Genomic DNA, 19,224 nt, shown 5'->3' on the forward strand with positions numbered 1-19,224 from the left:
CGGCCCCTGGGAAAAACTACAAAGAATGGAACGACTCTGTCAGGGAAGCTGACATGCACGACTTCACCCTCCACGACCTCCAATGCTTCGACGCGGTGGTCGACGCCGGCGGCTTCCAGGCCGCCGCACAGCGCCTGCACCGCTCCCATCCGGCGGTGTTCGCCGCCGTTGCCCGGCTGGAACGCCAGCTCGGCCTGGCGCTGCTGGAACGGGGCGGCTACCGGGTCGGCCTGACCGCCGCCGGTCGCTCCTTCCATCAACGTGCCCAGGCCCTGCTCTACGAACTGGAAGGGCTGCGTGGCCACGCCGCGCACCTGGCCCAGGGCGAGGAAAGCGAGCTGCGCGTGGTACTGGGCGACCTCTGCCCGCCGCGCCCGGCCCTGGCGCTGCTCGCAGGGTTCTTCGGCAGCCAGCCGCAGACCCGCCTGCAACTGCTGTTCGAAACCGTCAGTGGCCCGCTGGAGCGCCTGCTGGACGGCGAGGCCGACCTGATCCTGCATCGCGTGGACAAGTCCGACCCACGCCTGGAATGGCTCGACCTGTGCAGGGTCGGGCTGGTCCCGGTCATCGCCCCGGGCCTGCTCGGCGATCCTCCGCCGCGACCGGTGCGCCCGGAACAACTGCGCCCCTTCGCCCAGTGCGTGATGCGCGACAGCGCCCGCCATTCTCCGCCGACGGACTATTTCATGCTCGCCGGCGCGCGACAGTGCAGCGTGCCGGACCAGCGAACGAAGAAAGAGGTGATCCTCCAGGGCCTCGGCTGGGGGCACCTGCCGGACTTCCTGGTCGACGAGGAACTGGCCGACGGTCGCCTGCTCGCCCTGGCCGGGCCGCATCTGCCAGGACACAGCGAAGAGGTGGTGGCGGCGCGCCGGTGCGATCGCGCGCAGGGCCCGGTAGCGGAACGTCTGTGGGCGTTCCTGCGGGACAACGCTACAGCGCTACGGGAGAGCGGCATGGATACCGGTGGCGATGACTCGGCAGGCGCCAGGCGTCCTCGGTGAGAAACTGGCGGATATCGCCAGGCGCTATTCGCCCTCCCCCCACACACTCCCCCGGCATCGACGCCAGCTTGCCGCCAGGCCAGCTACTCCGCCATCTTGCGCAACGCCTCGCCATCCAGGCGATAGCGGACCCACTCGTCCTGCGGCAGCGCGCCGATGGAGCGGTAGAAGTCGATGGCCGGCTGGTTCCAGTCCAGCACGCTCCACTCCAGGCGTCCGCAGTCGTTGGCCACGGCCTCGCGGGCCAGCTCGCGGAGCAGCCGGCGACCGGCGCCGACGCCACGGTATTCCGGGGTGACGTAGAGGTCTTCGAGGTAGATGCCGTTGCGCCCCAGCCAGGTCGAGTAGCTGTAGAAATACACCGCATAGCCGATCGGCCGGCCCTCGCTCAGGCACATCAGCGCGCGGGTCGGCGAGCCTTCGGCGAACAGGCTGCGGCGGATACCTTCGACATCGGTGACCACCTCGTGGCGGGCGCGCTCGTAGTCGGCCAGTTCGATGATGAAGGCAAGGATCTGTTCGGCGTCGGCCGCTACGGCGGGACGGATTTCGAGAGTCATGGGCAATCTTCCGGTGGGGGATCCGGCCATCCTAGTGCGACTGCTAAGATGCATGAAGTGCATTCTTCTCATCGGCAACTGAATAACATGCATCCGCTGCTGCGCCGTCTCGATCTCAACCTGCTGCGGGTGTTCGACGCCCTGTACCGCCACCGCAACGTCGGCACCGCCGCCGGCGAACTGGCGATCAGCGCCTCGGCCTTCAGCCATGCGCTGGGGCGCCTGCGCCAGGGGCTGGACGACGAGCTGTTCCTGCGCCAGGGCAACCGCATGCAGCCGACCCAGCGTGCCGAGCACCTGGCCGCTGCGGTGGCCGCCGCCCTGCGCGCCCTCGGCGAGGGGCTGGAAGAGTGGCGGCCGTTCGTACCGGGACAGAGCCAGCGCACCTTCGTCTTCGCCGCCACCGACTACACCGCTTTCGCCCTGCTTCCGCCGCTGATGAACCGCCTGCAGCACAGCGCGCCCGGAGTGCGCCTGCGCCTGGTCAACGCGGAACGCAAGCTGTCGGTGGAGGCCCTGGCCAGCGGGCGGATCGATTTCGCCCTCGGCTACGACGAGGAACACGAGCGCCTGCCCGAAGGCATCCAGGCCCATGACTGGTTCGCCGACCGCTACGTGGTGGTGGCGCGGCGCGACCACCCGCGCCTCGCCGGGGCGCCGACGCTGGAGGGCTACCTGGCCGAACGGCATGCGGTGGTGACGCCGTGGAACGAGGACAGCGGGGTGATCGACCGGCTGCTGGCCCGCTCCGGCCTGCGTCGCGAAGTGGCGGTACAACTGCCGACGGTGCTGGCGGCGCTGTTCCTGGCGGGCTCCACCGATTTCCTGCTCACCGCTCCGCGCCATGCCGCACAGGCACTGGCGGAAGCCGCCGGCCTCGCCCTGTATCCCGCGCCGTTCGACATCCCGCCCTACGTGCTGCGGCTCTACAGCCACGTCCAGCATGTCGGGCGTGACGCCCATGCGTGGATGATCGGGCAGTTGACGAGCCTGGATATTTCCCGGACGGGCTGAGCTTCGCGACGCGCACCGTCGACGGGCACGGCGGTAACACTGGGCACAATTATTGTGCACAATTTTCCCAATACGCTCTCCGGGCGCCCCGCTTTTTTCCGCTCTCCCTCGTCCGTCCGCATAAGCCTATGAATCGGTTCGAAATTCTTACCTGATCGAAGCGACAGCCTTTTCCCAAGCGGTTTCAGGGGCTTGCCGCCGAAAGGCCGGTTTCCGCGGAACACGGAAAAGTCGGTCGAGGATCGGTTGGCACATAACTGGCTTAAATCTTCGAAATTCTTGTATACAAAAACAACAGACGAACCCGACCTCGCGCCGAGTTCTTCCGACTGCCGGAGGAGACCGCCATGTCCAGCACCCCGAAGCCGCCCGCCTCGCCCCGCGAGTTTTCTCCCTCGCTGCTCGACCTCGGCACCCTGGAAAGCCTCGACAGCCTGCCGCGCGCCGGTCAGCGGAGCGCCGAGTTCTCCGCCTCGCTGCTCGACCTGGGCACTCCGGCCAGTCTCGACTGCCTGCCCCGCGCCGGGCTGCGCGCAGCGGAGTTCTCGGCGGCGCGCCTGGACCTGGGTACTCCCGCCAGTCTCGATTGCCTGCCCCGCGCCAGCCATCACGCCGGCACCGAACTGCCGCCGCTGAGCCCGCGCCTGTACAGCGCCGATCTCGCCCCGACCAAGGCCGAAGGGCGCCGCTGGGGACGCTACAGCCTGTTCGCGCTGTGGACCAACGACGTGCACAACATCGCCAACTACTCCTTCGCCATCGGCCTCTTCGCCCTCGGCATGAGCGGCGCGCAGATCCTCGCCGCGCTGGCCCTCGGCGCGCTGATGGTCTACGGGCTGATGAACCTGTCCGGCTACATGGGCCAGAAGACCGGGCTGCCCTACCCGGTGATGTGTCGCATCGCCTTCGGTATTCACGGCGCGCAACTCCCCGCGCTGATCCGCGCGGTGATCGCCATCGCCTGGTTCGGCATTCAGACCTATCTCGCCTCCATCGTCCTGCGCGTGCTGCTGACGGCGATCTGGCCGGGGCTCGCAGCCTACGACCAGGACGCCATCCTCGGCCTGTCGAGCCTGGGCTGGGCGACCTTCGTCGCCATCTGGTGCGTACAACTGCTGATCTTCGCCTACGGCATGGAGATGGTGCGTCGCTACGAATCCTTCGCCGGACCGGTGATCCTGCTCACCGTCGCCGCCCTCGCCGCCTGGATGTACCTGCGCGCCGGCGCCTCCATCGCCTGGTCCAGCGGCGAACCCATGAGCGGTTCGCAGATGGGGTTGAAGATCTTCGGCGGCGCGGCGTTCTGGGTCACCCTGTACGGCACCATGATCCTGAATTTCTGCGACTTCGCCCGCGGCTGCCCGGACCGCCGCACCATCAGCGTCGGCAACTTCTGGGGGCTGCCGGTGAACATCCTGCTGTTCGGCCTGTTCGCGGTGGTCCTCGCCGGCGCCCAGTTCAGGATCGACGGCCAGCTCATCCAGAGCCCCACCGACATCGTCGCCGCGATCCCCGACACCCTCTTCCTGGTGCTGGCCAGCCTGGCGCTGCTGATCGTCACCGTGGCGGTGAACATCATGGCCAACTTCGTCGCCCCGGCCTACGTACTCACCAACCTGGCGCCGAACCTGCTGAACTTCCGCCGCGCCGGGCTGATCAGCGCGACCATCGCGGTGCTGATCCTGCCCTGGCACCTGTACAACAGCCCCGGGGTGATCCTCTACTTCCTCGGCGGCCTCGGCGCGCTGCTCGGCCCGCTGTACGGGATCATCATGGTCGACTACTACCTGGTGCGGAAAGGCCGGGTGAACCTGCCGGAGCTGTACACCGAAAGCCGCGCCGGCGCCTATCACTACGCGCGAGGGGTGAACCCGCGGGCCATCGCCGCGTTCGTCCCGGCGGCGATCATCTCCACCCTGCTGGCGTTGTTGCCGGCATTCGCCGAGCTATCGCCGTTCTCCTGGTTCTTCGGCGCCGGCCTGGCCGGCCTGATCCACTACGCCCTGGCCAAGCGCCGCGCGGCGTACCGCGAAGTCTCCGGCGAAGCGATCGCGGTGGACAGCGTGCAACACTGACGGATACCTGGCCGGCCTGGGCGCGACACCCGCCTAGGCCGGCAGCAGCGCCTGCAATTCTTCCTCGATCGCGTCCAGCGCCTGGAACGACCGCTCGACGCGGGCCACCGCGACCGCCCCCTCCAGCGCCGCGAGGATCAGCCAGGCGCGCGAGGCGGCGAGCTTTTCCGCCAGCCCGTCGGCGCGCAACGCACGCTCGATGCTGGCGTGCCAGGCGCGGAGCGCCCGGCGGCATTCGGCGTGCACCGGGGCCAGTTCGGCGTCGATGCTCAGGCTGGTGGAAAACACCGGGCAGGCCTCTTCGAAACGCGAACGTTCCAGCCAGCCACGCAGGGTCGTGGTGAACTGGCGGAGGACGTTGCGCGCATGGGGGGCCTGGGTCCCGGCGCGGTCGAGGAAGGACGCCACCTCGGCGGCGACGAAGCCGATCGCGGCGCTGGCGATCTGCGGCTTGCCCTCGGGGAAATAGTGATAGAGCGAGCCTTTCGGCGCCTCGGCGCGAACGATGATGTCGCTCAGCCCGGTGCCGAAATACCCGCGGCTGGCCAGCAGCGAGGCGGTGGCATGGACGATCCGTTCGGCGGCATTGGACTTCTTCGGCAAACCTGACTCCCCAACTCACGGCAGACGACCGGGCAAGCATGCCCGAGCCTCAGGGCAGATGAAACACGCCGCTGGCGCTGGCCACCAGGCGCTCGTCGCTGTGCAGCCGGGCCGAGGCGAAGGCCATGCGCTGGCCGAGCTTGTCGACCCGGGTATGCACCTCCAGCCAGTCGCCGACCCGCGCGACCCCGCAGAAGTCCAGGCGCAGGCCGACGGTGACCATCGGCTGCGGCGGTTCACGGGAGAACGCCATGGCGTAGCCGAGGCCAACGTCGGCCAGGGTCGAGAGCAGGCCGCCGTGGGCGGTGCCACCGTGGTTGCAGTGCTTTTCGTCGATGCGCAGCGCCACCACCAACTGGCGCTGGGCGTCGTGCCGGCAGAAGAAAGGACCGAGCAGGTCGAGCAACGGACTGCTGCGGAACAGCGGCTGGAACCCTTCGGGGACGTTCATCACGGTGCGGCCTCCGTTTTATATAGACTGGTCTATATAGAACATGCTCGGACGCTGAATCCACCAGCGCCGCGAAGGTCTTATCGAGGCGCTGAATAGCGCTTCATCAGGACGGCGCCAAGGCGCCGCCCACTCTCCCTCTCAGCGGCTCATCGGACCGCGCACCGGCCGCTCGCGGGCGTGGCTGGTCTCGCTGAGCGGCGCGCCGGCCTCGCGCAGCACCTGGCGCTGTTCGGCGACCGGGGTCTGCGCGGTGGCCTTCTCGAAACGCGCCAGATGCTGGAAAGCCGGCAGGGCGAAAGCATCAGCCAACAGGCGCGCCAGGCGCGGCCAGCGCTCGCCGTCGACCTGGTAGCGCGCCAGCTGGGCATTGCGGAACAGGCAGGCAATGGCGACATCGGCGATGGACAGCTCGCCGAACAGCCAGCCGCTTGGCGGGACCCGCCCTTCCAGGTAGTTGCAGATCGATGGCAGGTCTTCGTCGTAGGTGCGTTGCAGGATCGCCTGGTCGGGTTCGCGCTGCCAGATGCCACGGTTGATCACCAACTGGTGGAACAACTGCCAGATGATCACCTGGCCCAGCCGCGAATCGGCGTACTCCTCCAGCCAGCGGGCCTGGGCGCGCTGGCCGATGTCGGCGGGATACAGGCTCGGCTGCGGGTAGCGCTCCTCCACGTACTGGCAAATCACGCTGGAATCGTTAAGGACGAAGTCACCCTCCACCAGCACCGGAATCTGGCGCAACGGACTGAGGCGCTCGAAGGCCTCGTCGCCGAAGAACGGCACGATGGGGTCGATGCGGTAGGCGATGCCTTTCAGCTCCAGCAGCACCAGCACCTTGCGCACATAGGGGGACAGATAGGAACCGATGATCAGCAAAGGTTCGGCCACGGCGAGACTCCTGTTCTTGTTATGGGAACGCCGATCCTCCGGCAAACCACCGGGGCGACTCAAGTGGCTTCCCGACGGACGCCAATTGCAGGGATAGTCGCACTTTGCGATCATTTGCGAATAATTCTCGTTTTTCCATTCAATCCCGTTTCGGGATGGGGAGCGGCCGTGTCGGCGGGTGACGTCAGCAACAGCGAATTCGTGGGTAGCCTGTACCGGGACCACCGCGGCTGGCTGCTTGCCTGGCTGAACCGCAACCTCGGCTGCCGCCAGCGCGCCGAAGACCTCAGCCAGGACACCTTCGTTCGCCTCCTCGGCCGCCCGGAGCTGCCCGGCCTGCGCGAACCGCGCGCGTTCCTGGCGAAGGTGGCGCGCGGCCTGATGATCGACCACTTCCGCCGCGCCGCCCTTGAGCAGGCCTATCTCGCCGAACTGGCGCTGGTTCCGGAAGCGGAGCAGCCTTCGGCCGAAGAGCAGTACCTGATTCTCGAGGACCTCCGCGAGATCGATCGCCTGCTTGGCACGCTGTCGCTGAAGGCGCGCAGCGCGTTTCTCTACAGCCGCCTGGACGGCATGCCCCACGCGGAGATCGCCGAGCGTCTCGGGGTCTCGGTGCCGCGCGTGCGCCAATACCTGGCCCAGGGCCTGCGCCAGTGCTACATCGCCCTCTACGGAGAGCCCCGGTGAGCACCGCCGATCATCATTCTCCGGTACGCGCGCGGGTGCTCGACGAAGCCATCGCCTGGCAATTGCTGCTCGACTCCGGCGAAGCCCATCCCGACGATCACCGCGCCTTCCACCGCTGGTACGCGGCGCATCCCGAACACGAACGCGCCTGGGAACAGCTCGGCGGCCTCGACCGGTACCTGGCGAGAGCCGCCAACGGGCCGGCACGCAACGCCCTGCTGTCCGGCAACGCACGCTTCAAGCGCCGCCTGCGCCGGCTCGGCGGCAGCGCCCTGGGGCTAGTACTGGCGCTGGGCGTGGGGCTCGGCGTGGCCAACCGCTACGTCCCGGTCCGCTACCTGCTGGCCGATGCCTACAGCGCCACCGGCGAGCAGCGCGAGCTGACCCTCCCGGATGCCACTCATGTACGCCTGAACAGCCGCAGCGCCATCGACGTCCGCTTCGACGGCGAACGCCGCCAGGTCGTGCTACTGGCCGGCGAGATCCTGGTGGAAACCGCCCATGGCGACCCGCGCCCCTTCGTGGTCAGCAGCGCCGATGGCGACATGCGCGCCCTCGGCACGCGCTTCCTGGTGCGCCGCGAGGAACCCGGCACGCGCCTCACCGTGTTGCAGTCGGCGGTGGCCGCGCGCGCGGAAACGCTCAGCGAAGAGCGTGTGATCAAGGAAGGCCAGCAGGTGCTGATCCTGCCGCAAGGCCTGCAGGCCAGCGAAGCGGCCCCGGTCCTGGCCGGCGCCTGGGCACAAGGCATGCTGGTGGTGGAGAACGCCCGGCTGGCCGACCTGGTGGCGGAACTGGGGCGCTATTCGCCGGCGCTGCTGCGGGTCGACCCGAGCATCGCCGACCTGCGCGTCACCGGCAGTTTCCCGCTGAAGGACACCCGCCTCGCCCTTCAGGCTTTGGAGCCGAGCCTGCCGGTGCGCAGCCTGAGGCACAACGCCTGGTGGTTCGACGTGGTGCCGCGCTGAACCGAACGGGCCGGCGAAAAATTTTTCCGCCGGCCCTATCACTTTTTCCGACTCGTCCGGCAAGGAGGCATTGAGACTCGTTTCCACCCAGGAGCCCCGCACATGCCCCGCCCGACGTTCCGTCCCGGCCTGCTCGCCCTAGCCATCGCCCTCGCCGTTCCCGCACCGTTCCTCCACGCCGCCCCGGCCGAACAGGCCAGCGTGCGCGACTACCGCATCGCCGCCGGGCCGCTGGCGGGCACCCTGAACCGCATCGCGGCCCAGGCCGGCCTGGTCCTCACCCTGGAACCGGCGCTCGCCGAAGGACGCAGCGCCCACGCCGTGCAAGGTCGCTTCGACGCGCCCGGCGCATTGCGCGAAGCGCTCAAGGGCAGCGGCCTGGAGCTGGTGGAAAATGCCGGCGGCACCTACAGCCTGCGCAAGGTGCCGGAAGACACCCTGTCGTTGCAGGCGATGACGGTCAGCGGCGCCGAGGAAGACCCATTGGGGCCGACCAGCGGCTACGTGGCCAAGCGCAGCATGACCGGGACCAAGACCGATACGCCGATCCTCGAGACCCCGCGCTCGATCTCGGTGGCGACCCGCCAGCAGATGACCGACCGCGCCGTGCACAACCTCGACGACGCGGTGCGCTACATGCCCGGCGTCGTCGCCAGCAGCTTCGGCAGCGACACCCGCTCCGACTGGTTGAAGGTGCGCGGCTTCAAGCCGACCCAGTTCCTCGACGGCCTGCCGATGGCGGTCGGCGTCTACAACAACCCGAAGCTGGAAACCTGGAACCTGGAGCGTGTCGCCCTGCTCCGTGGCCCGGCCTCCTCGGTCTACGGCCAGACCCCGCCCGGCGGCATGCTCGACATGGTCAGCCTGCGTCCGCAGAACGTCGCCAGTCACGAGGTGAAGGCCGAGGTCGGCAACTACAACCACAAGCAGGTCAGCTTCGACAGCACCGGCCCGCTCGACGACGAGGGGCGCTTTCTCTATCGCCTTTCCGGCGTGGTGCGCGACAGCAACACCCAGGTCGACCATATCGACGACAAGCGCTACAACATCGCCCCGAGCCTGACCTGGAACATCGACGACGATACCCGGCTGACCTTCCTCGGCCAGTTCAACCGCGACGATACCGGCATCACCAGCCAGTTCCTGCCGCTGCGCGGAACCAAGTACGACGCGCCGTTCGGCAAGGTTTCCCATCACAAGAACCTCGGCGATCCGGACTGGGAATACTACGACCGCACCTACTACTGGCTGGGCTACGCCTTCGAGCGGCGGATCAACGATGTCTGGCAGTTCCGCCAGAACCTGCGCTACCTGCGCAACGACCTGTCGTTCCAGGGGCTGACTCCAGCCGGCTATTACGCGGCCGCCAGCGACGACGGCACCCTGCAGCGCATCAGCACGTCAGTGGACGAGGACATCAGCCAGTTCGTGGTGGACAACAACTTCCAGGCCGACTTCGACACCGGGGCGCTGCGCCACACTCTGCTGCTGGGCCTGGACCACAACCGGACCAGCAACGAATACACCTCGATCTTCGGCTTCAGCGTACCGCCGACCAACATCAACAATCCGATCTACGGCCAGCCGATTCCCAAGCCGCCGCGTTCCGATGCCCTCTACGACTACAAACAGAAGACCTACCAGACCGGCCTCTACGTCCAGGACCAGGTCGCCCTCGACAACTGGCGCCTGACCCTCGGCGGACGCGAGGACTGGGTACACACAGGCGCCACCTTCTACAACAAGGGCGACGCCACCAATACCAGCCGCGACAAGAAGTTCAGCGGCAACGCGGCGCTCAGCTACATCTTCGACAATGGCGTGGCGCCGTACATTTCCTATGCCGAGTCGTTCCAGCCCACCACCGGCGCCGATATGAACAGCACCAGTTCGCTGAAGCCGACCGAAGGCAAGCAATGGGAAATCGGCGTGAAGTACCAGCCGGTGGGCTCCGACTCGCTGTTCACCGCCGCGGTCTACGATCTGCGTCAGGAGAACGTCAGCGTGTCGCAGAACATAGGCGGCACGCCGGTCACTTCGCAGACGGGCGAAGTGAAGGTCTCCGGGATAGAACTGGAAGCCACCAGCAACGTCACCGACAACCTGAAGATGATCGGCGCCTATAGCTACACCGACACCGAAGTGAAAAAAGGCCAGTACGCAGGCAACCGCCTGCAACAGGCGCCGCGCAACCAGGCCTCGCTATGGGCCGACTACACCTGGCACGAGGGTACGCTGAACGGTTTCAGCGTGGGTGCCGGCGCCCGCTACGTAGGCTCGACCTACGGCGACCAGGCCAACACCTACGACGGCTACGCCGGCTCGTACACCCTGTACGACGCCGCCGTGCGCTACGACCTGGGCCAATTGAACGGCAGCCTGAAAGGCGTCAGCGTGGCGGTCAATGCCAACAATCTGTTCAACAAGGACTACCTGGCGTCCTGCGACGGCTACTACTGCTACTACGGCGACCAGCGCAGCGTGGTGGGCAGCGTCAGCTACAAGTGGTAAGCGACGCGTCACAGGTGCGCAACGGCGGATAACCGCTTCGCGGTTATTCGCCCTACCGCAGAACGTACCTTCCGGGCACCGGATGCCCTCCTCCCGCCTGAGGGAGAGGACCGGGATATCGGCAGCCGGCGCAATGGGGAGGACCTGTATTCCGGGCGCCGGAGATCGTCGTTCACCCCGCGATCCGCCCCCACAGCGCGCTGGCGTCGTCGTGGATCTTGAAACGCGGGAAAGCCAGGGCCTGGTCGTCGCCCTGTTCGATCTCGCGCAACTCGTCGAGCATGGCGCTCACTCCGACGTCCTCGAGGCGCCGCAGCAACTGTTCGTCGGTATAGCGGCGGAAAGGCTCGACCAGCCGGTCGAAGCCGTCGGTCATCAGCACGAAGGAACGCAACGCGGCGAGCGGCAAGGTCTCGCGCTGCACCTGGCCGAGCCAGCGGTCGCTGATGTCCAGCGCCCAGTAGCCCTCGGGCTTGTTCATCAGCAGGCGGTTCTGCCGCACGCGCGGGCGGCTGGCCTTGAACAGTTCGGCGTGGTCCCACTGCGGATGTTCCTCGCGCATCCGGCAGAAATGCGCCAGGGATTGCCGATCCAGTTCGTGCAGGGCCGAATCGCCGAAGCTGCGCACCTGGCCGTCGGCGCCTTCGACGAGGATCCGGCTGTCGCCGATGTTGAGCAGTTCGATTTCTCCGCCGCGAATCCGCAGCAGGCTCAGGCAGGCCGCCGGCATGTCTTCGAGGTCGTGCCAGTCGCGGCCGCTCTGGGCGCGGAAGTCGCCCTGGATATCGTTGAGCAGGCGCCGCAGCAGGGTCTCGCTGGATTGCTCGGGCTCGACTTCCAGCAGCAACCGCAGGTGCCGGTCCACCGCCTGGGCCAGCCAGCGCGCGTCGCTTTCCACGCCCAGCACGCTGCGACCGATGCTGGTAGCACCGTCGATCACCCAGGCGGCCTGCGCCGTACAGCCCAGCGCATCGTCGTTCACCGCGCCCCCCGCGCGGCATTCCGCCCCGAGTATTTCCACTGTGGCCATTCGCAGTTCCTCCTAAGCTCAATGCGCTGCCAGAATAGCAAGACAGAGCCTTTCCACGTTCCGCTCGTCGTTCCGGGAGAACCGTATGCGTCACCTGTCCCACCCGCTGCTGGGCCTGCTCCTGGCCCTGTCGTCGACCGGCGCCGCCCTGGCCGGCGAACAGTACTACCCGCTGGACAAGGGCTCCGCGCCCTACGCGGTCGCGCCCAGTGCACAGGGTGCGGTCTGGTACGGCGCGGACGGCGGGCATTCGCTGGGGCGTCTCGACCCGACCAGCGGCGAGAGCGTGCAGGTGCCGCTCGGCGAAGGCGCGCGGCCGCGAGCCATCGTCAGCGACGAGAGCGGCAACGCCTGGGTGCTCGACAGCGGCCTCAACGCCATCCTTCGCATCGGCGGCGAGCGCCTGGGCAGCGAACGTTTCCCGCTACCGGCCAAGGCCGCGCCGGCCGGGCTCGAGTCCGCGGTATTCGACGACGACGGGCGCCTCTGGTTCACCGGCAGCCGCGGCTTCCACGGTCGCCTCGACCCAGCCAGGCGCCTGGTGGAGGTCTGGCCCTCGCCCCAGGGCAAGGCGGCGAACGGCATCTGCGTCACCCCGGACGGCGAGGTCTGGTACGCGCAGGACGACGCGCTGGTGCATGTCGATCCGCTCGACGGCAGCGCCGAGCGGTTGCCCGCGCCTGAAGGCACGAAGGCCTTGCGCGGGATCGGCGCCGACTCCATCGGCAGGCTCTGGGCCAGCGACAGCGGTGGCGCCCGGCTGTACCGCTACGATCCCAGCGATGCCTCGTGGCAGAGCTGGCCGCTGCCGGACAGCCAGGCCCGCCCGGACAGCCTGCGGGTCGACGCCATGGACCGTGTCTGGCTGCACGACGCCGCCAGCGGGGCGCTCTTGCGTTTCGACAGTGGGCAGGCGACATTCCGCGTCCTGCCCAGCGACCGGCCGGCGCCCGGCAACGCCCTGCTCGGCGGTCGCCCCGGAGAAACCTGGAGCGCCGAGCCTGCCGCCGATCGTCTGCGCGTCGTCCGCGACTGATCCTTCCAAGGAGCCCGCATGAGCGCTACCCATACGCTGTTCTACGCCGCCGCCTCGCCCTTCGTGCGCAAGGTCCTGGTCCTGCTCCACGAAACCGGCCAACGCGAGCGCGTGGCGCTCGAGGAAGTCACGCCGACGCCGGTCGCGCCCATCCGGCAGCTCAACGCCAGCAACCCGGCCGGCAAGATTCCCGCCCTGCGCCTGCCGGACGGCCAGGTGCTGCACGACAGCCGGGTGATCTGCGACTACTTCGACCAGCAGCACGTCGGCGAACCGCTGATCCCTCGCGAAGGCAGCGCCCGCTGGCGACGCCTGACCATCGCCTCGCTGGCGGACGCCGTCCTCGACGCCGCGGTGCTGACTCGCTACGAAACCTTCGTCCGCCCCGAGGAGAAGCGCTGGGACGCCTGGCTCGAAGCACAGCGGGAAAAGATCGCGCGGTCCCTGGCGTGGCTGGAGGGCGACTGTATCGCCGAACTGCAGGCGCGCTTCGACATCGCCGCCATCGGCGTCGCCTGCGCCCTGGGCTATCTCGACCTGCGCCAGCCGGAGTGGGACTGGCGCGGCCGCTACCCGCGACTCGCCACCTGGTTCGCCGAAGTCAGCCAGCGCCCGTCGATGCAGGCCACCCGCGCCTGACCCCGAGGCCCGCCGACGCCTGCTGCCGCCGCAGGCGCTCGGCGCGTTGCAGCCAGGCCGCCGAGGGGCCGGGGAACAGCAGGCCGATCCGCGCCGCCAGGCGCTCGCCATCGCGACGGTCGTCGCGCAGGCCGACATAGCCGTTCATTTCCAGCACACCAGGCGGAACAGCAGCAGGCCCAGCAACAGCGCGCTCTGTCCGAGCCCCATGCAAAGCTCCAGGAAGGAGCGCACGTGCGGATTGCCGGCGGCGCCCTCGATGCCGCTGAGGCCTTCCCAGAATCCGTCCGGCATCAGCACCAGCATGGTGTGGGCCAGGGGCTTGCCGCTGGCGATCCAGTACTCGATCAGGCCGAACTTGCCGAAGAACAGCAGGAAGATCAGGATCACGCCGCTGACCAGCAGGCCGAGGGCGGCACAGAGAGTGAACTCGAAGAACAGGCGCATGCTTTTCCTCCTTGGAAATCGGCGGCGGCCGGCGCCGCCGCCCTCGTCGTCAGGCCTTGGCGGGTACGGCCGGGAGGTCCTTGCGGCCAACCCCGTACCAGTCCAGGCGGCGGGTCAGCACCATCACCGCGGCAAGCACCGCGAACAGCAGCAGCGAGCCCATCAGCAAGGCGTAGTCCTCCGCGCTCAGCAAGCCGTAGAGCAGGCCGTACAGCCCTGCCAGGCCGGCGCTGAAGCCCAGCCCTCGGGCCACGCTGCGCAGGACGAAGCACAGGTAGAAGCCGATCAGGCCGACGCAGGCTCCGGCGGAGACCAGGTAGGCCAGCTCGAAGCCGACGTGCTCGGCCAACGACAGCAGCAGCAGGTAGAAGAACGCCAGCGCCAGGCCGACCAGCGCGTACTGGATCGGGTGTACCGCCAGGCGCTTGAGCACCTCGAAGAGGAAGAAGCCGGCGAAGGTCAGGGTGATGAACAGCAGCGCGTACTTGATCGCGCGGTCGGCCTTCAGGTACTGGTCCACCGGATCGACCAGGCCGACGCCGAAGGCGCGCGCCTGGAAGCCGTCGCAGCGCTGATCCTCCACGCAACTGCGCAGCGCCTCTTCCATGTTGGTGGCGAAGAAGCTGGTCTGCCAGCGCGCGGTGAAGCCCTCGGCGGTGATCTCCCGCTCGCTGGGCAGGAACTCGCCGCCGAAGCTCGGGTGCGGCCAGTCGGCCTTCAGGATGACCTGGCTGTCGCGGCCCACCGGCACGATGTCCAGCCGCTCGCTGCCGAGCAACGACAGGTCGAAGGCGTACTCCAGGCGCTGCGCCTGGCGCCCGTCGACGCCTTGCAGCGGTGCGTGCACGCCGCTGCCGAGCAGGCCGACCCGGCTACCCGGCTCGAAGTCGACGCTGGCACCGTCGAGGGACAGGCGCAGGGCATTCTCGATGCCGCGGATGTCGCTGATACCCATCGCCAGGAACGGCGTTTCGAACTGGTAGTCCTCCAGGTCTTCTTCGATGCCATAGTGCGCAGGCACCTGGAAGTAACCGGCAACCTTGTTGTCGACGTGGTACAGGCGCGCCTGGTAGATGCCGCGGTAGCGCAGCTCGGTGCGCATCTGCCCGTCGAGGGCGAAGCGGTCGGGCAGGAAGTACAGCTCGCCGCGCTGCTCGCGCTCCTGCAACACGCGCTTCTCGGTCTTCTCCTCGGTGACCCACTCGCGCACCGTCCTGCGGTACGGCACCACCAGCAGCGGGCCGGTGAGGCGCTGGCTGTAGCTGGAGCTGCGGGCGATATCCTGCAGCACGCCGTCACGAACCTCCTGGCGATCGCGGATCAGGCCGTCGATCATCAACAGGGGAATCAGCAATAGCAGGATGAGTAGGGCGATGGCGCCGAGCTTGTAGGCTAGCGTGCGGTTCATGGGGGGACTCTCCGTCGGGGTGATGGCGGAAAGTCTGCGGTGCCGCGATGGCGGGCTTCGGGTCGCCGTGTGGAGAGTCGATGGAGTTTCCGTGGAGACGCCTCAGCCGCGCGGCAGCCAGAGCAGCGCCTCGACGCCGTCGTCGCGGTTGCCGACCTGCAACCGGCCGCCATGCAGTTGCGCCACCTCGGCGACGAAGTTCAGTCCCAGCCCGGTGCTCTTGCGCCCGCTGGCCGGGCGCGGCAGCGAGTAGAAGCGTTCGGTGAGGCGCGCCAGGGCATAGTCGGGAATCGCCGGCCCCTGGTTGAACAGGCGCAAGGCGATACCCTCGCTGTCGGCCTCGGCGAGCAGGCGAAGGATGCCGCCGGGCGGGGTGAAGTCGAGGGCGTTGTCGAGCAGGTTGGCCAGCGCCTGGCGCAGCAGGAACTGCTCGCCGCGTACCTCGCAGGGACCTTCCAGGCAGTTCTCCACCCGCAATCGCTGGCGTTGGATACGCGCCGCCTGGCCTTCCAGCAGGGACGCGGCGATCTCCCGCAGGTCGACCTTGCCGACCTCCTCCAGGCCTTGCCGCTGCTCCACCTGGGCCAGGCTCAGCAGGCGCTCGATCAGTTGTTGCAGGCGCTCGCTCTCGCCGGCGATGTTGCCGACGAAGCGCGCCCGCTGTTCGGCCGGCATCTCGCCGTCGAGCAACTCGGCGGCGCCACGGATCGCCGCCAGCGGGCTCTTCAATTCGTGGGTCAGGGTATGCACGTAGCGCTCGACGTAGTCCTTGCCCTCCAGTTGCGTGCGCATGCGCTCCACCGCGTCGGCCAGTTGCGCCATCTCGCCGCCGCGATAGCGCGGCAGCTCGGCGCGGCGCCCCTCGCTGACCGCCTGGGCATACTGGGTAAGGCGCCGCAGCGCGCCGCTGAGCCACCAGGAGAGCAGGCCGCCGACCAGCAGGCCAAGGGCGATCAGCCCGGCGCCGAGCCAGGCCAGGCGCCGCTGCGAGCGATCGATGTAGGGTTGCAGGCTGCTGTTCGGCTTGGCCACCGAAACCACCCCGATGATCTTCCCGGCATCCTTGATCGGCGCCGCCACGTACATCACCGAGGAGTCCGGGTCGTCCGGGTCTTCGCGGCTGGAGCGCGCGCCGTACTGGCCCCGGAGAGTCAGGTAGACGTCGTTCCAGCGCGAATAGTCCTGGCCGACGGCCACGCCGGTGGAGTCCAGCAGCACCTTGCCGCGGGCGTCGGTGACGTAGATGCGGTGGTTCACGGCCTCCTTGCGCAAGCCCCAGATGTCCGCCTGCGGCACCCGCTTGCCGTAGTCCTCGAGCATCTCCGGCAGGTCGCTCTGTGCCAGGGTGCCGTTCTTCACGTCCTGGCGGAGGATCTCGGCGAGCAGGTTGGCGGTGTCCACCAGGGTTTCCTCGGTGGACTGGCGCACGCCGGGGCGCACTTCGTCCATCACCGTGCTCAGCACGAAGTAGCCGGTGAGACCGACGAACAGGAAGTAGACCAGGAAGATCCGAACGCCGAGCGGCATCAGGCGTGGTCCGGGCTGTAGCTGTAGCCCAGGCCGCGATGGGTCTGGATCGCTTCGCCGCGTTCGTTCACCTGGCGCAGCTTGGCGCGCAGGCTCTTGATGTGGCTGTCGATGTTGCGCTCGTAGCCGGCCTCGCTGGCGACGCCGAGGGCATCGAGCAACTGCTCGCGACTGAATACCCGCTCGGGCTGCCCGAGCAGCGTCTGCAGCAGGCGGAACTCGTGGCGGGTGAGGTTGAGCGGGGTGTCGCGGTAGTGGATCCGCACGCGCTCCTCGTCGACCTGGAACGGCCCGCTCGGCGTGGCCTCTTCCAGCGCCGCCAGGCGCGGCGCCATGCGCTTGAGGATGGCCTTGACCCGCGCCGCCACCTCGCGCGGACTGAACGGCTTGACCACATAGTCGTCGGCGCCGATTTCCAGGCCGACCACGCGGTCGATCTCGGCATCGCGCGCGGTGAGGAAGATCACCGGCACCTCGGAGAACCGCCGCAGGCGCTTGCAGGCCTCGAAACCGCTGATGTCCGGCAGACCGACGTCGAGGATCAGCAGATCCGCCGGCTGGCGCTCCTGCAACGCCAGCGCCTCGCCGGCGAGGGTCACCCAGGTGGTGGCGAAGCCTTCGGCCTGCAGGGCGTAGAGCAGGGTGTCGGCAATCGCGGCTTCATCTTCGACGATCAGGATATGCGGCATGGCGTGACGGCGGCTGACGGGAATGCCGGAACGGTGCCGCAAGCCGGCGCGCGCGTCAATCGCGCCGCCGGTGGCGTAGGACGCTTACTTGCAGGTGGGCTTGTCGGCGACGAAGCGCTCGGAGGGATCGACCGCGACGTGGAATTTGCGCAAGCCCTTGGTGCCCATCAGGAACGGATAGTTGAAGGCGCTGCGGTCGGTGAGGTTGACCTCGATGGTCTTCATCGCTCCGCCCAGGCAGACCTGCAGGTCGATCACCGGGCGTTCGCTCAGGCGGTCCTCTTCCTCGTCCTCGCCGTTGCGGTTGTCGGCGCGGTTCTTGATCTTGCCGATGCGCGCCAGCTTGTGCTCGAACACCGAGCCGTCGGCCTCCTTGGTGGCCAGGCGGAAGCGCACCCACTCCTCGCCGTCGCGCTGGAACAGCTCGATGTCCTTGGCCGACAGCGAGGAGGTATAGGCGCCGGTATCCATCTTCGCCTGCAGGGTGCGGTCCAGCTCCGGCAGGGAGACCCATTCGTAGCGGCCGTAGAGGTTGGGCTCGGCGGCGAGGACCGGCAGGGCGAACAGCGAGAGCAAGGCAAGGGCACGCTTCACGCGGGCATCTCCTGAAGTGATACGAGGTCCACATAGGACTAGCACGGCGCGGTTTCGTTCGCCACGCCAGCGGCTTGGGCGGCGCGGCGCGGATGCGTATGATGGGCCGCGTCGACCCACACCCAGGACAGGGAAACCAACCATGCGGGAACTGTTGACCGGCCTGACCAGCAGCCTTCTGCTGCTTCTCAACACGCTGATCCTGATCGGCCCGATGATGCTGATCGCGCTGCTCAAGCTGGTGCTCCCCGGCCAGCGCCTGAAGGACCTCTGCTCCAGGGGCGTGATGTGGATCGCCGAGACCTGGGCGGAGATCGACAAGTGGATCTTCGCCACCTGCACGCCGACGGTCTGGGACGTGCGCGGCGCCGGCGACCTGCGCCAGGACACCTCGTACCTGGTGGTGAGCAACCACCAGTCCTGGGTCGACATCCCCGCGTTGATCCAGGTGTTCAACCGGCGCACCCCGTACTTCAAGTTCTTCCTCAAGAAGGAGCTGATCTGGGTGCCCTTCCTCGGCCTGGCCTGGTGGGCACTGGAGTATCCGTTCATGAAGCGCTACTCCAAGGCCTTCCTGGAGAAGCACCCGGAACTCAAGGGCAAGGACCTGGAGATCACCAAGGCCGCCTGCGAGAAGTTCAAGCGCATCCCGGTGACCGTGGTGAACTACCTGGAAGGCACGCGTTTCAGCGAACAGAAGAAGGCCCGGCAACAGTCGCCCTATCGCCACCTGCTCAAGCCCAAGGCCGGCGGGGTCGCCTTCGTCCTCGCCGCGCTGGGCGAGCAACTGGACGCCCTGCTCGACGTCACCGTGGTCTACCCGAGCGACAAGGTGCCGGGATTCTGGGACCTGCTCTGCGGACGGGTGCCGAAGGTGATCGTCGACATCCAGACCCGGCCGATCGATCCCGCCCTGTGGCAGGGCGACTACGAGAACGACCCGGTGTTCCGCCAGTACGTGCAGGAATGGGTCTCGCGCATGTGGGAGGAAAAGGACGAACGCATCGCCCGCTTGCGCCAACTGCGCTGAAGCACCGGCCGAAGCACACCCATCTCGTAGGGCGAATAACCGCAACGCGGTTATCCGCCG

General features: G+C 67.9%; 20 protein-coding genes. 9 read left to right on the forward strand and 11 right to left on the reverse strand.

The window, feature by feature from the left end; genetic code table 11:
* Positions 1-53: 53 nt before the first annotated feature.
* Entirely contained in the window at positions 54-1,004 is a 951-nt protein-coding gene (locus tag HMPREF2886_RS12830) for a LysR family transcriptional regulator (RefSeq protein ID WP_070747485.1), read from the forward strand.
* 83 nt (positions 1,005-1,087) lie between these two features.
* Here HMPREF2886_RS12830 and HMPREF2886_RS12835 read toward each other — a convergent pair whose 3' ends face one another.
* On the reverse strand, positions 1,088-1,564 hold the full coding sequence (locus tag HMPREF2886_RS12835; RefSeq protein ID WP_070747488.1) for a GNAT family N-acetyltransferase: 477 nt from the start codon (positions 1,562-1,564) through the stop codon (positions 1,088-1,090).
* Positions 1,565-1,651: 87 nt separating this feature from the next.
* Here HMPREF2886_RS12835 and HMPREF2886_RS12840 point away from each other — a divergent pair, with 87 nt between their 5' ends.
* A complete protein-coding gene (locus HMPREF2886_RS12840) occupies positions 1,652-2,578 on the forward strand; it encodes a LysR substrate-binding domain-containing protein (protein ID WP_070747491.1) in 927 nt (308 codons plus the stop codon).
* A gap of 347 nt (positions 2,579-2,925) precedes the next feature.
* A complete protein-coding gene (locus tag HMPREF2886_RS12845) occupies positions 2,926-4,653 on the forward strand; it encodes an NCS1 family nucleobase:cation symporter-1 (RefSeq protein WP_073649020.1) in 1,728 nt (575 codons plus the stop codon).
* A 33-nt stretch (positions 4,654-4,686) separates the two neighbouring features.
* Here HMPREF2886_RS12845 and HMPREF2886_RS12850 read toward each other — a convergent pair whose 3' ends face one another.
* The 3 genes from HMPREF2886_RS12850 to HMPREF2886_RS12860 form a co-directional block, all read right to left on the reverse strand.
* On the reverse strand, positions 4,687-5,256 hold the full coding sequence (locus HMPREF2886_RS12850; RefSeq protein ID WP_033978042.1) for a TetR/AcrR family transcriptional regulator: 570 nt from the start codon (positions 5,254-5,256) through the stop codon (positions 4,687-4,689).
* A 49-nt stretch (positions 5,257-5,305) separates the two neighbouring features.
* Complete coding sequence (locus HMPREF2886_RS12855) at positions 5,306-5,710, reverse strand: PaaI family thioesterase (RefSeq protein ID WP_073649021.1); 405 nt, start codon at positions 5,708-5,710, stop codon at positions 5,306-5,308.
* A gap of 138 nt (positions 5,711-5,848) precedes the next feature.
* Positions 5,849-6,598, reverse strand: a complete 750-nt coding sequence (locus HMPREF2886_RS12860) for a glutathione S-transferase family protein (protein ID WP_070747496.1) — start codon at positions 6,596-6,598, stop codon at positions 5,849-5,851.
* A 168-nt stretch (positions 6,599-6,766) separates the two neighbouring features.
* On the opposite strand from HMPREF2886_RS12860, the gene HMPREF2886_RS12865 reads away from it, so the two are divergent.
* From HMPREF2886_RS12865 to fiuA, 3 genes are all read left to right on the forward strand, one after another.
* Positions 6,767-7,285, forward strand: coding sequence for an RNA polymerase sigma factor (locus HMPREF2886_RS12865; RefSeq protein ID WP_003084762.1), 519 nt, complete (start codon positions 6,767-6,769; stop codon positions 7,283-7,285).
* Entirely contained in the window at positions 7,282-8,253 is a 972-nt protein-coding gene (locus tag HMPREF2886_RS12870) for a FecR domain-containing protein (RefSeq protein WP_070747498.1), read from the forward strand. The genes HMPREF2886_RS12865 and HMPREF2886_RS12870 overlap by 4 nt, the downstream gene beginning before the upstream one ends.
* 102 nt (positions 8,254-8,355) lie before the next feature.
* Entirely contained in the window at positions 8,356-10,764 is a 2,409-nt protein-coding gene (gene fiuA, locus HMPREF2886_RS12875) for a TonB-dependent ferrichrome receptor FiuA (RefSeq protein WP_070747501.1), read from the forward strand.
* A gap of 172 nt (positions 10,765-10,936) precedes the next feature.
* On the opposite strand, the gene HMPREF2886_RS12880 is transcribed toward fiuA, so the two are convergent.
* Positions 10,937-11,794: a PP2C family serine/threonine-protein phosphatase gene (locus HMPREF2886_RS12880; protein WP_003099950.1), complete on the reverse strand. Its 858-nt coding sequence runs from the start codon at positions 11,792-11,794 to the stop codon at positions 10,937-10,939.
* Between the two features lie 85 nt (positions 11,795-11,879).
* On the opposite strand from HMPREF2886_RS12880, the gene HMPREF2886_RS12885 reads away from it, so the two are divergent.
* Both HMPREF2886_RS12885 and HMPREF2886_RS12890 read left to right on the forward strand, forming a co-directional pair.
* Positions 11,880-12,830, forward strand: coding sequence for a Vgb family protein (locus HMPREF2886_RS12885; protein ID WP_033978050.1), 951 nt, complete (start codon positions 11,880-11,882; stop codon positions 12,828-12,830).
* 18 nt (positions 12,831-12,848) lie between these two features.
* On the forward strand, positions 12,849-13,469 hold the full coding sequence (locus HMPREF2886_RS12890; protein WP_033978053.1) for a glutathione S-transferase: 621 nt from the start codon (positions 12,849-12,851) through the stop codon (positions 13,467-13,469).
* On the opposite strand, the gene HMPREF2886_RS12895 is transcribed toward HMPREF2886_RS12890, so the two are convergent.
* The 6 genes from HMPREF2886_RS12895 to HMPREF2886_RS12920 all read right to left on the reverse strand — a co-directional run bounded on the left by HMPREF2886_RS12895 (position 13,432) and on the right by HMPREF2886_RS12920 (position 18,134).
* Positions 13,432-13,617 (reverse strand): hypothetical protein, encoded by a 186-nt coding sequence (locus HMPREF2886_RS12895; protein WP_003084739.1) that lies wholly within the window; start codon positions 13,615-13,617, stop codon positions 13,432-13,434. The two genes, HMPREF2886_RS12890 and HMPREF2886_RS12895, sit on opposite strands and share 38 nt — an antisense overlap.
* The gene (locus HMPREF2886_RS12900) at positions 13,614-13,916 is read right to left on the reverse strand and encodes a hypothetical protein (protein ID WP_070747504.1); all 303 of its coding nucleotides are present in this window, start codon (positions 13,914-13,916) and stop codon (positions 13,614-13,616) included. Before HMPREF2886_RS12900 ends, HMPREF2886_RS12895 begins: the two co-directional genes overlap by 4 nt.
* A gap of 49 nt (positions 13,917-13,965) precedes the next feature.
* Positions 13,966-15,324, reverse strand: coding sequence for a cell envelope integrity protein CreD (gene creD / locus HMPREF2886_RS12905; RefSeq protein ID WP_070747507.1), 1,359 nt, complete (start codon positions 15,322-15,324; stop codon positions 13,966-13,968).
* Between the two features lie 102 nt (positions 15,325-15,426).
* On the reverse strand, positions 15,427-16,851 hold the full coding sequence (gene creC, locus HMPREF2886_RS12910) for a two-component system sensor histidine kinase CreC (protein WP_070747510.1): 1,425 nt from the start codon (positions 16,849-16,851) through the stop codon (positions 15,427-15,429).
* A complete protein-coding gene (gene creB / locus HMPREF2886_RS12915; protein WP_033971394.1) occupies positions 16,851-17,540 on the reverse strand; it encodes a two-component system response regulator CreB in 690 nt (229 codons plus the stop codon). Before creB ends, creC begins: the two co-directional genes overlap by 1 nt.
* An 84-nt stretch (positions 17,541-17,624) precedes the next feature.
* On the reverse strand, positions 17,625-18,134 hold the full coding sequence (locus tag HMPREF2886_RS12920; RefSeq protein ID WP_024915677.1) for a retropepsin-like aspartic peptidase RloA2: 510 nt from the start codon (positions 18,132-18,134) through the stop codon (positions 17,625-17,627).
* Positions 18,135-18,276: 142 nt separating this feature from the next.
* Here HMPREF2886_RS12920 and HMPREF2886_RS12925 point away from each other — a divergent pair, with 142 nt between their 5' ends.
* Positions 18,277-19,164: an acyltransferase gene (locus HMPREF2886_RS12925; RefSeq protein ID WP_003099939.1), complete on the forward strand. Its 888-nt coding sequence runs from the start codon at positions 18,277-18,279 to the stop codon at positions 19,162-19,164.
* The last annotated feature ends 60 nt before the right edge of the window (positions 19,165-19,224 follow it).

Origin of the sequence: Pseudomonas sp. HMSC066A08, assembly GCF_001813025.1 — a bacterium.
Lineage (GTDB): Bacteria > Pseudomonadota > Gammaproteobacteria > Pseudomonadales > Pseudomonadaceae > Pseudomonas > Pseudomonas aeruginosa.

Excerpts from the sequence above, each read along its gene's own strand:
- HMPREF2886_RS12885 (WP_033978050.1), top strand. The coding sequence starts at position 11,880 with ATGCGTCACCTGTCCCACCCGCTGCTGGGCCTGCTCCTGGCCCTGTCG.
- HMPREF2886_RS12845 (WP_073649020.1), top strand. The coding sequence starts at position 2,926 with ATGTCCAGCACCCCGAAGCCGCCCGCCTCGCCCCGCGAGTTTTCTCCC.
- HMPREF2886_RS12840 (WP_070747491.1), top strand. The coding sequence starts at position 1,652 with ATGCATCCGCTGCTGCGCCGTCTCGATCTCAACCTGCTGCGGGTGTTC.
- HMPREF2886_RS12830 (WP_070747485.1), top strand. The coding sequence starts at position 54 with ATGCACGACTTCACCCTCCACGACCTCCAATGCTTCGACGCGGTGGTC.
- creC (WP_070747510.1), bottom strand. The coding sequence starts at position 16,851 with ATGCCGCTCGGCGTTCGGATCTTCCTGGTCTACTTCCTGTTCGTCGGT.
- HMPREF2886_RS12895 (WP_003084739.1), bottom strand. The coding sequence starts at position 13,617 with ATGAACGGCTATGTCGGCCTGCGCGACGACCGTCGCGATGGCGAGCGC.
- HMPREF2886_RS12925 (WP_003099939.1), top strand. The coding sequence starts at position 18,277 with ATGCGGGAACTGTTGACCGGCCTGACCAGCAGCCTTCTGCTGCTTCTC.
- HMPREF2886_RS12835 (WP_070747488.1), bottom strand. The coding sequence starts at position 1,564 with ATGACTCTCGAAATCCGTCCCGCCGTAGCGGCCGACGCCGAACAGATC.
- HMPREF2886_RS12890 (WP_033978053.1), top strand. The coding sequence starts at position 12,849 with ATGAGCGCTACCCATACGCTGTTCTACGCCGCCGCCTCGCCCTTCGTG.
- creD (WP_070747507.1), bottom strand. The coding sequence starts at position 15,324 with ATGAACCGCACGCTAGCCTACAAGCTCGGCGCCATCGCCCTACTCATC.
- creB (WP_033971394.1), bottom strand. The coding sequence starts at position 17,540 with ATGCCGCATATCCTGATCGTCGAAGATGAAGCCGCGATTGCCGACACC.
- fiuA (WP_070747501.1), top strand. The coding sequence starts at position 8,356 with ATGCCCCGCCCGACGTTCCGTCCCGGCCTGCTCGCCCTAGCCATCGCC.
- HMPREF2886_RS12880 (WP_003099950.1), bottom strand. The coding sequence starts at position 11,794 with ATGGCCACAGTGGAAATACTCGGGGCGGAATGCCGCGCGGGGGGCGCG.
- HMPREF2886_RS12900 (WP_070747504.1), bottom strand. The coding sequence starts at position 13,916 with ATGCGCCTGTTCTTCGAGTTCACTCTCTGTGCCGCCCTCGGCCTGCTG.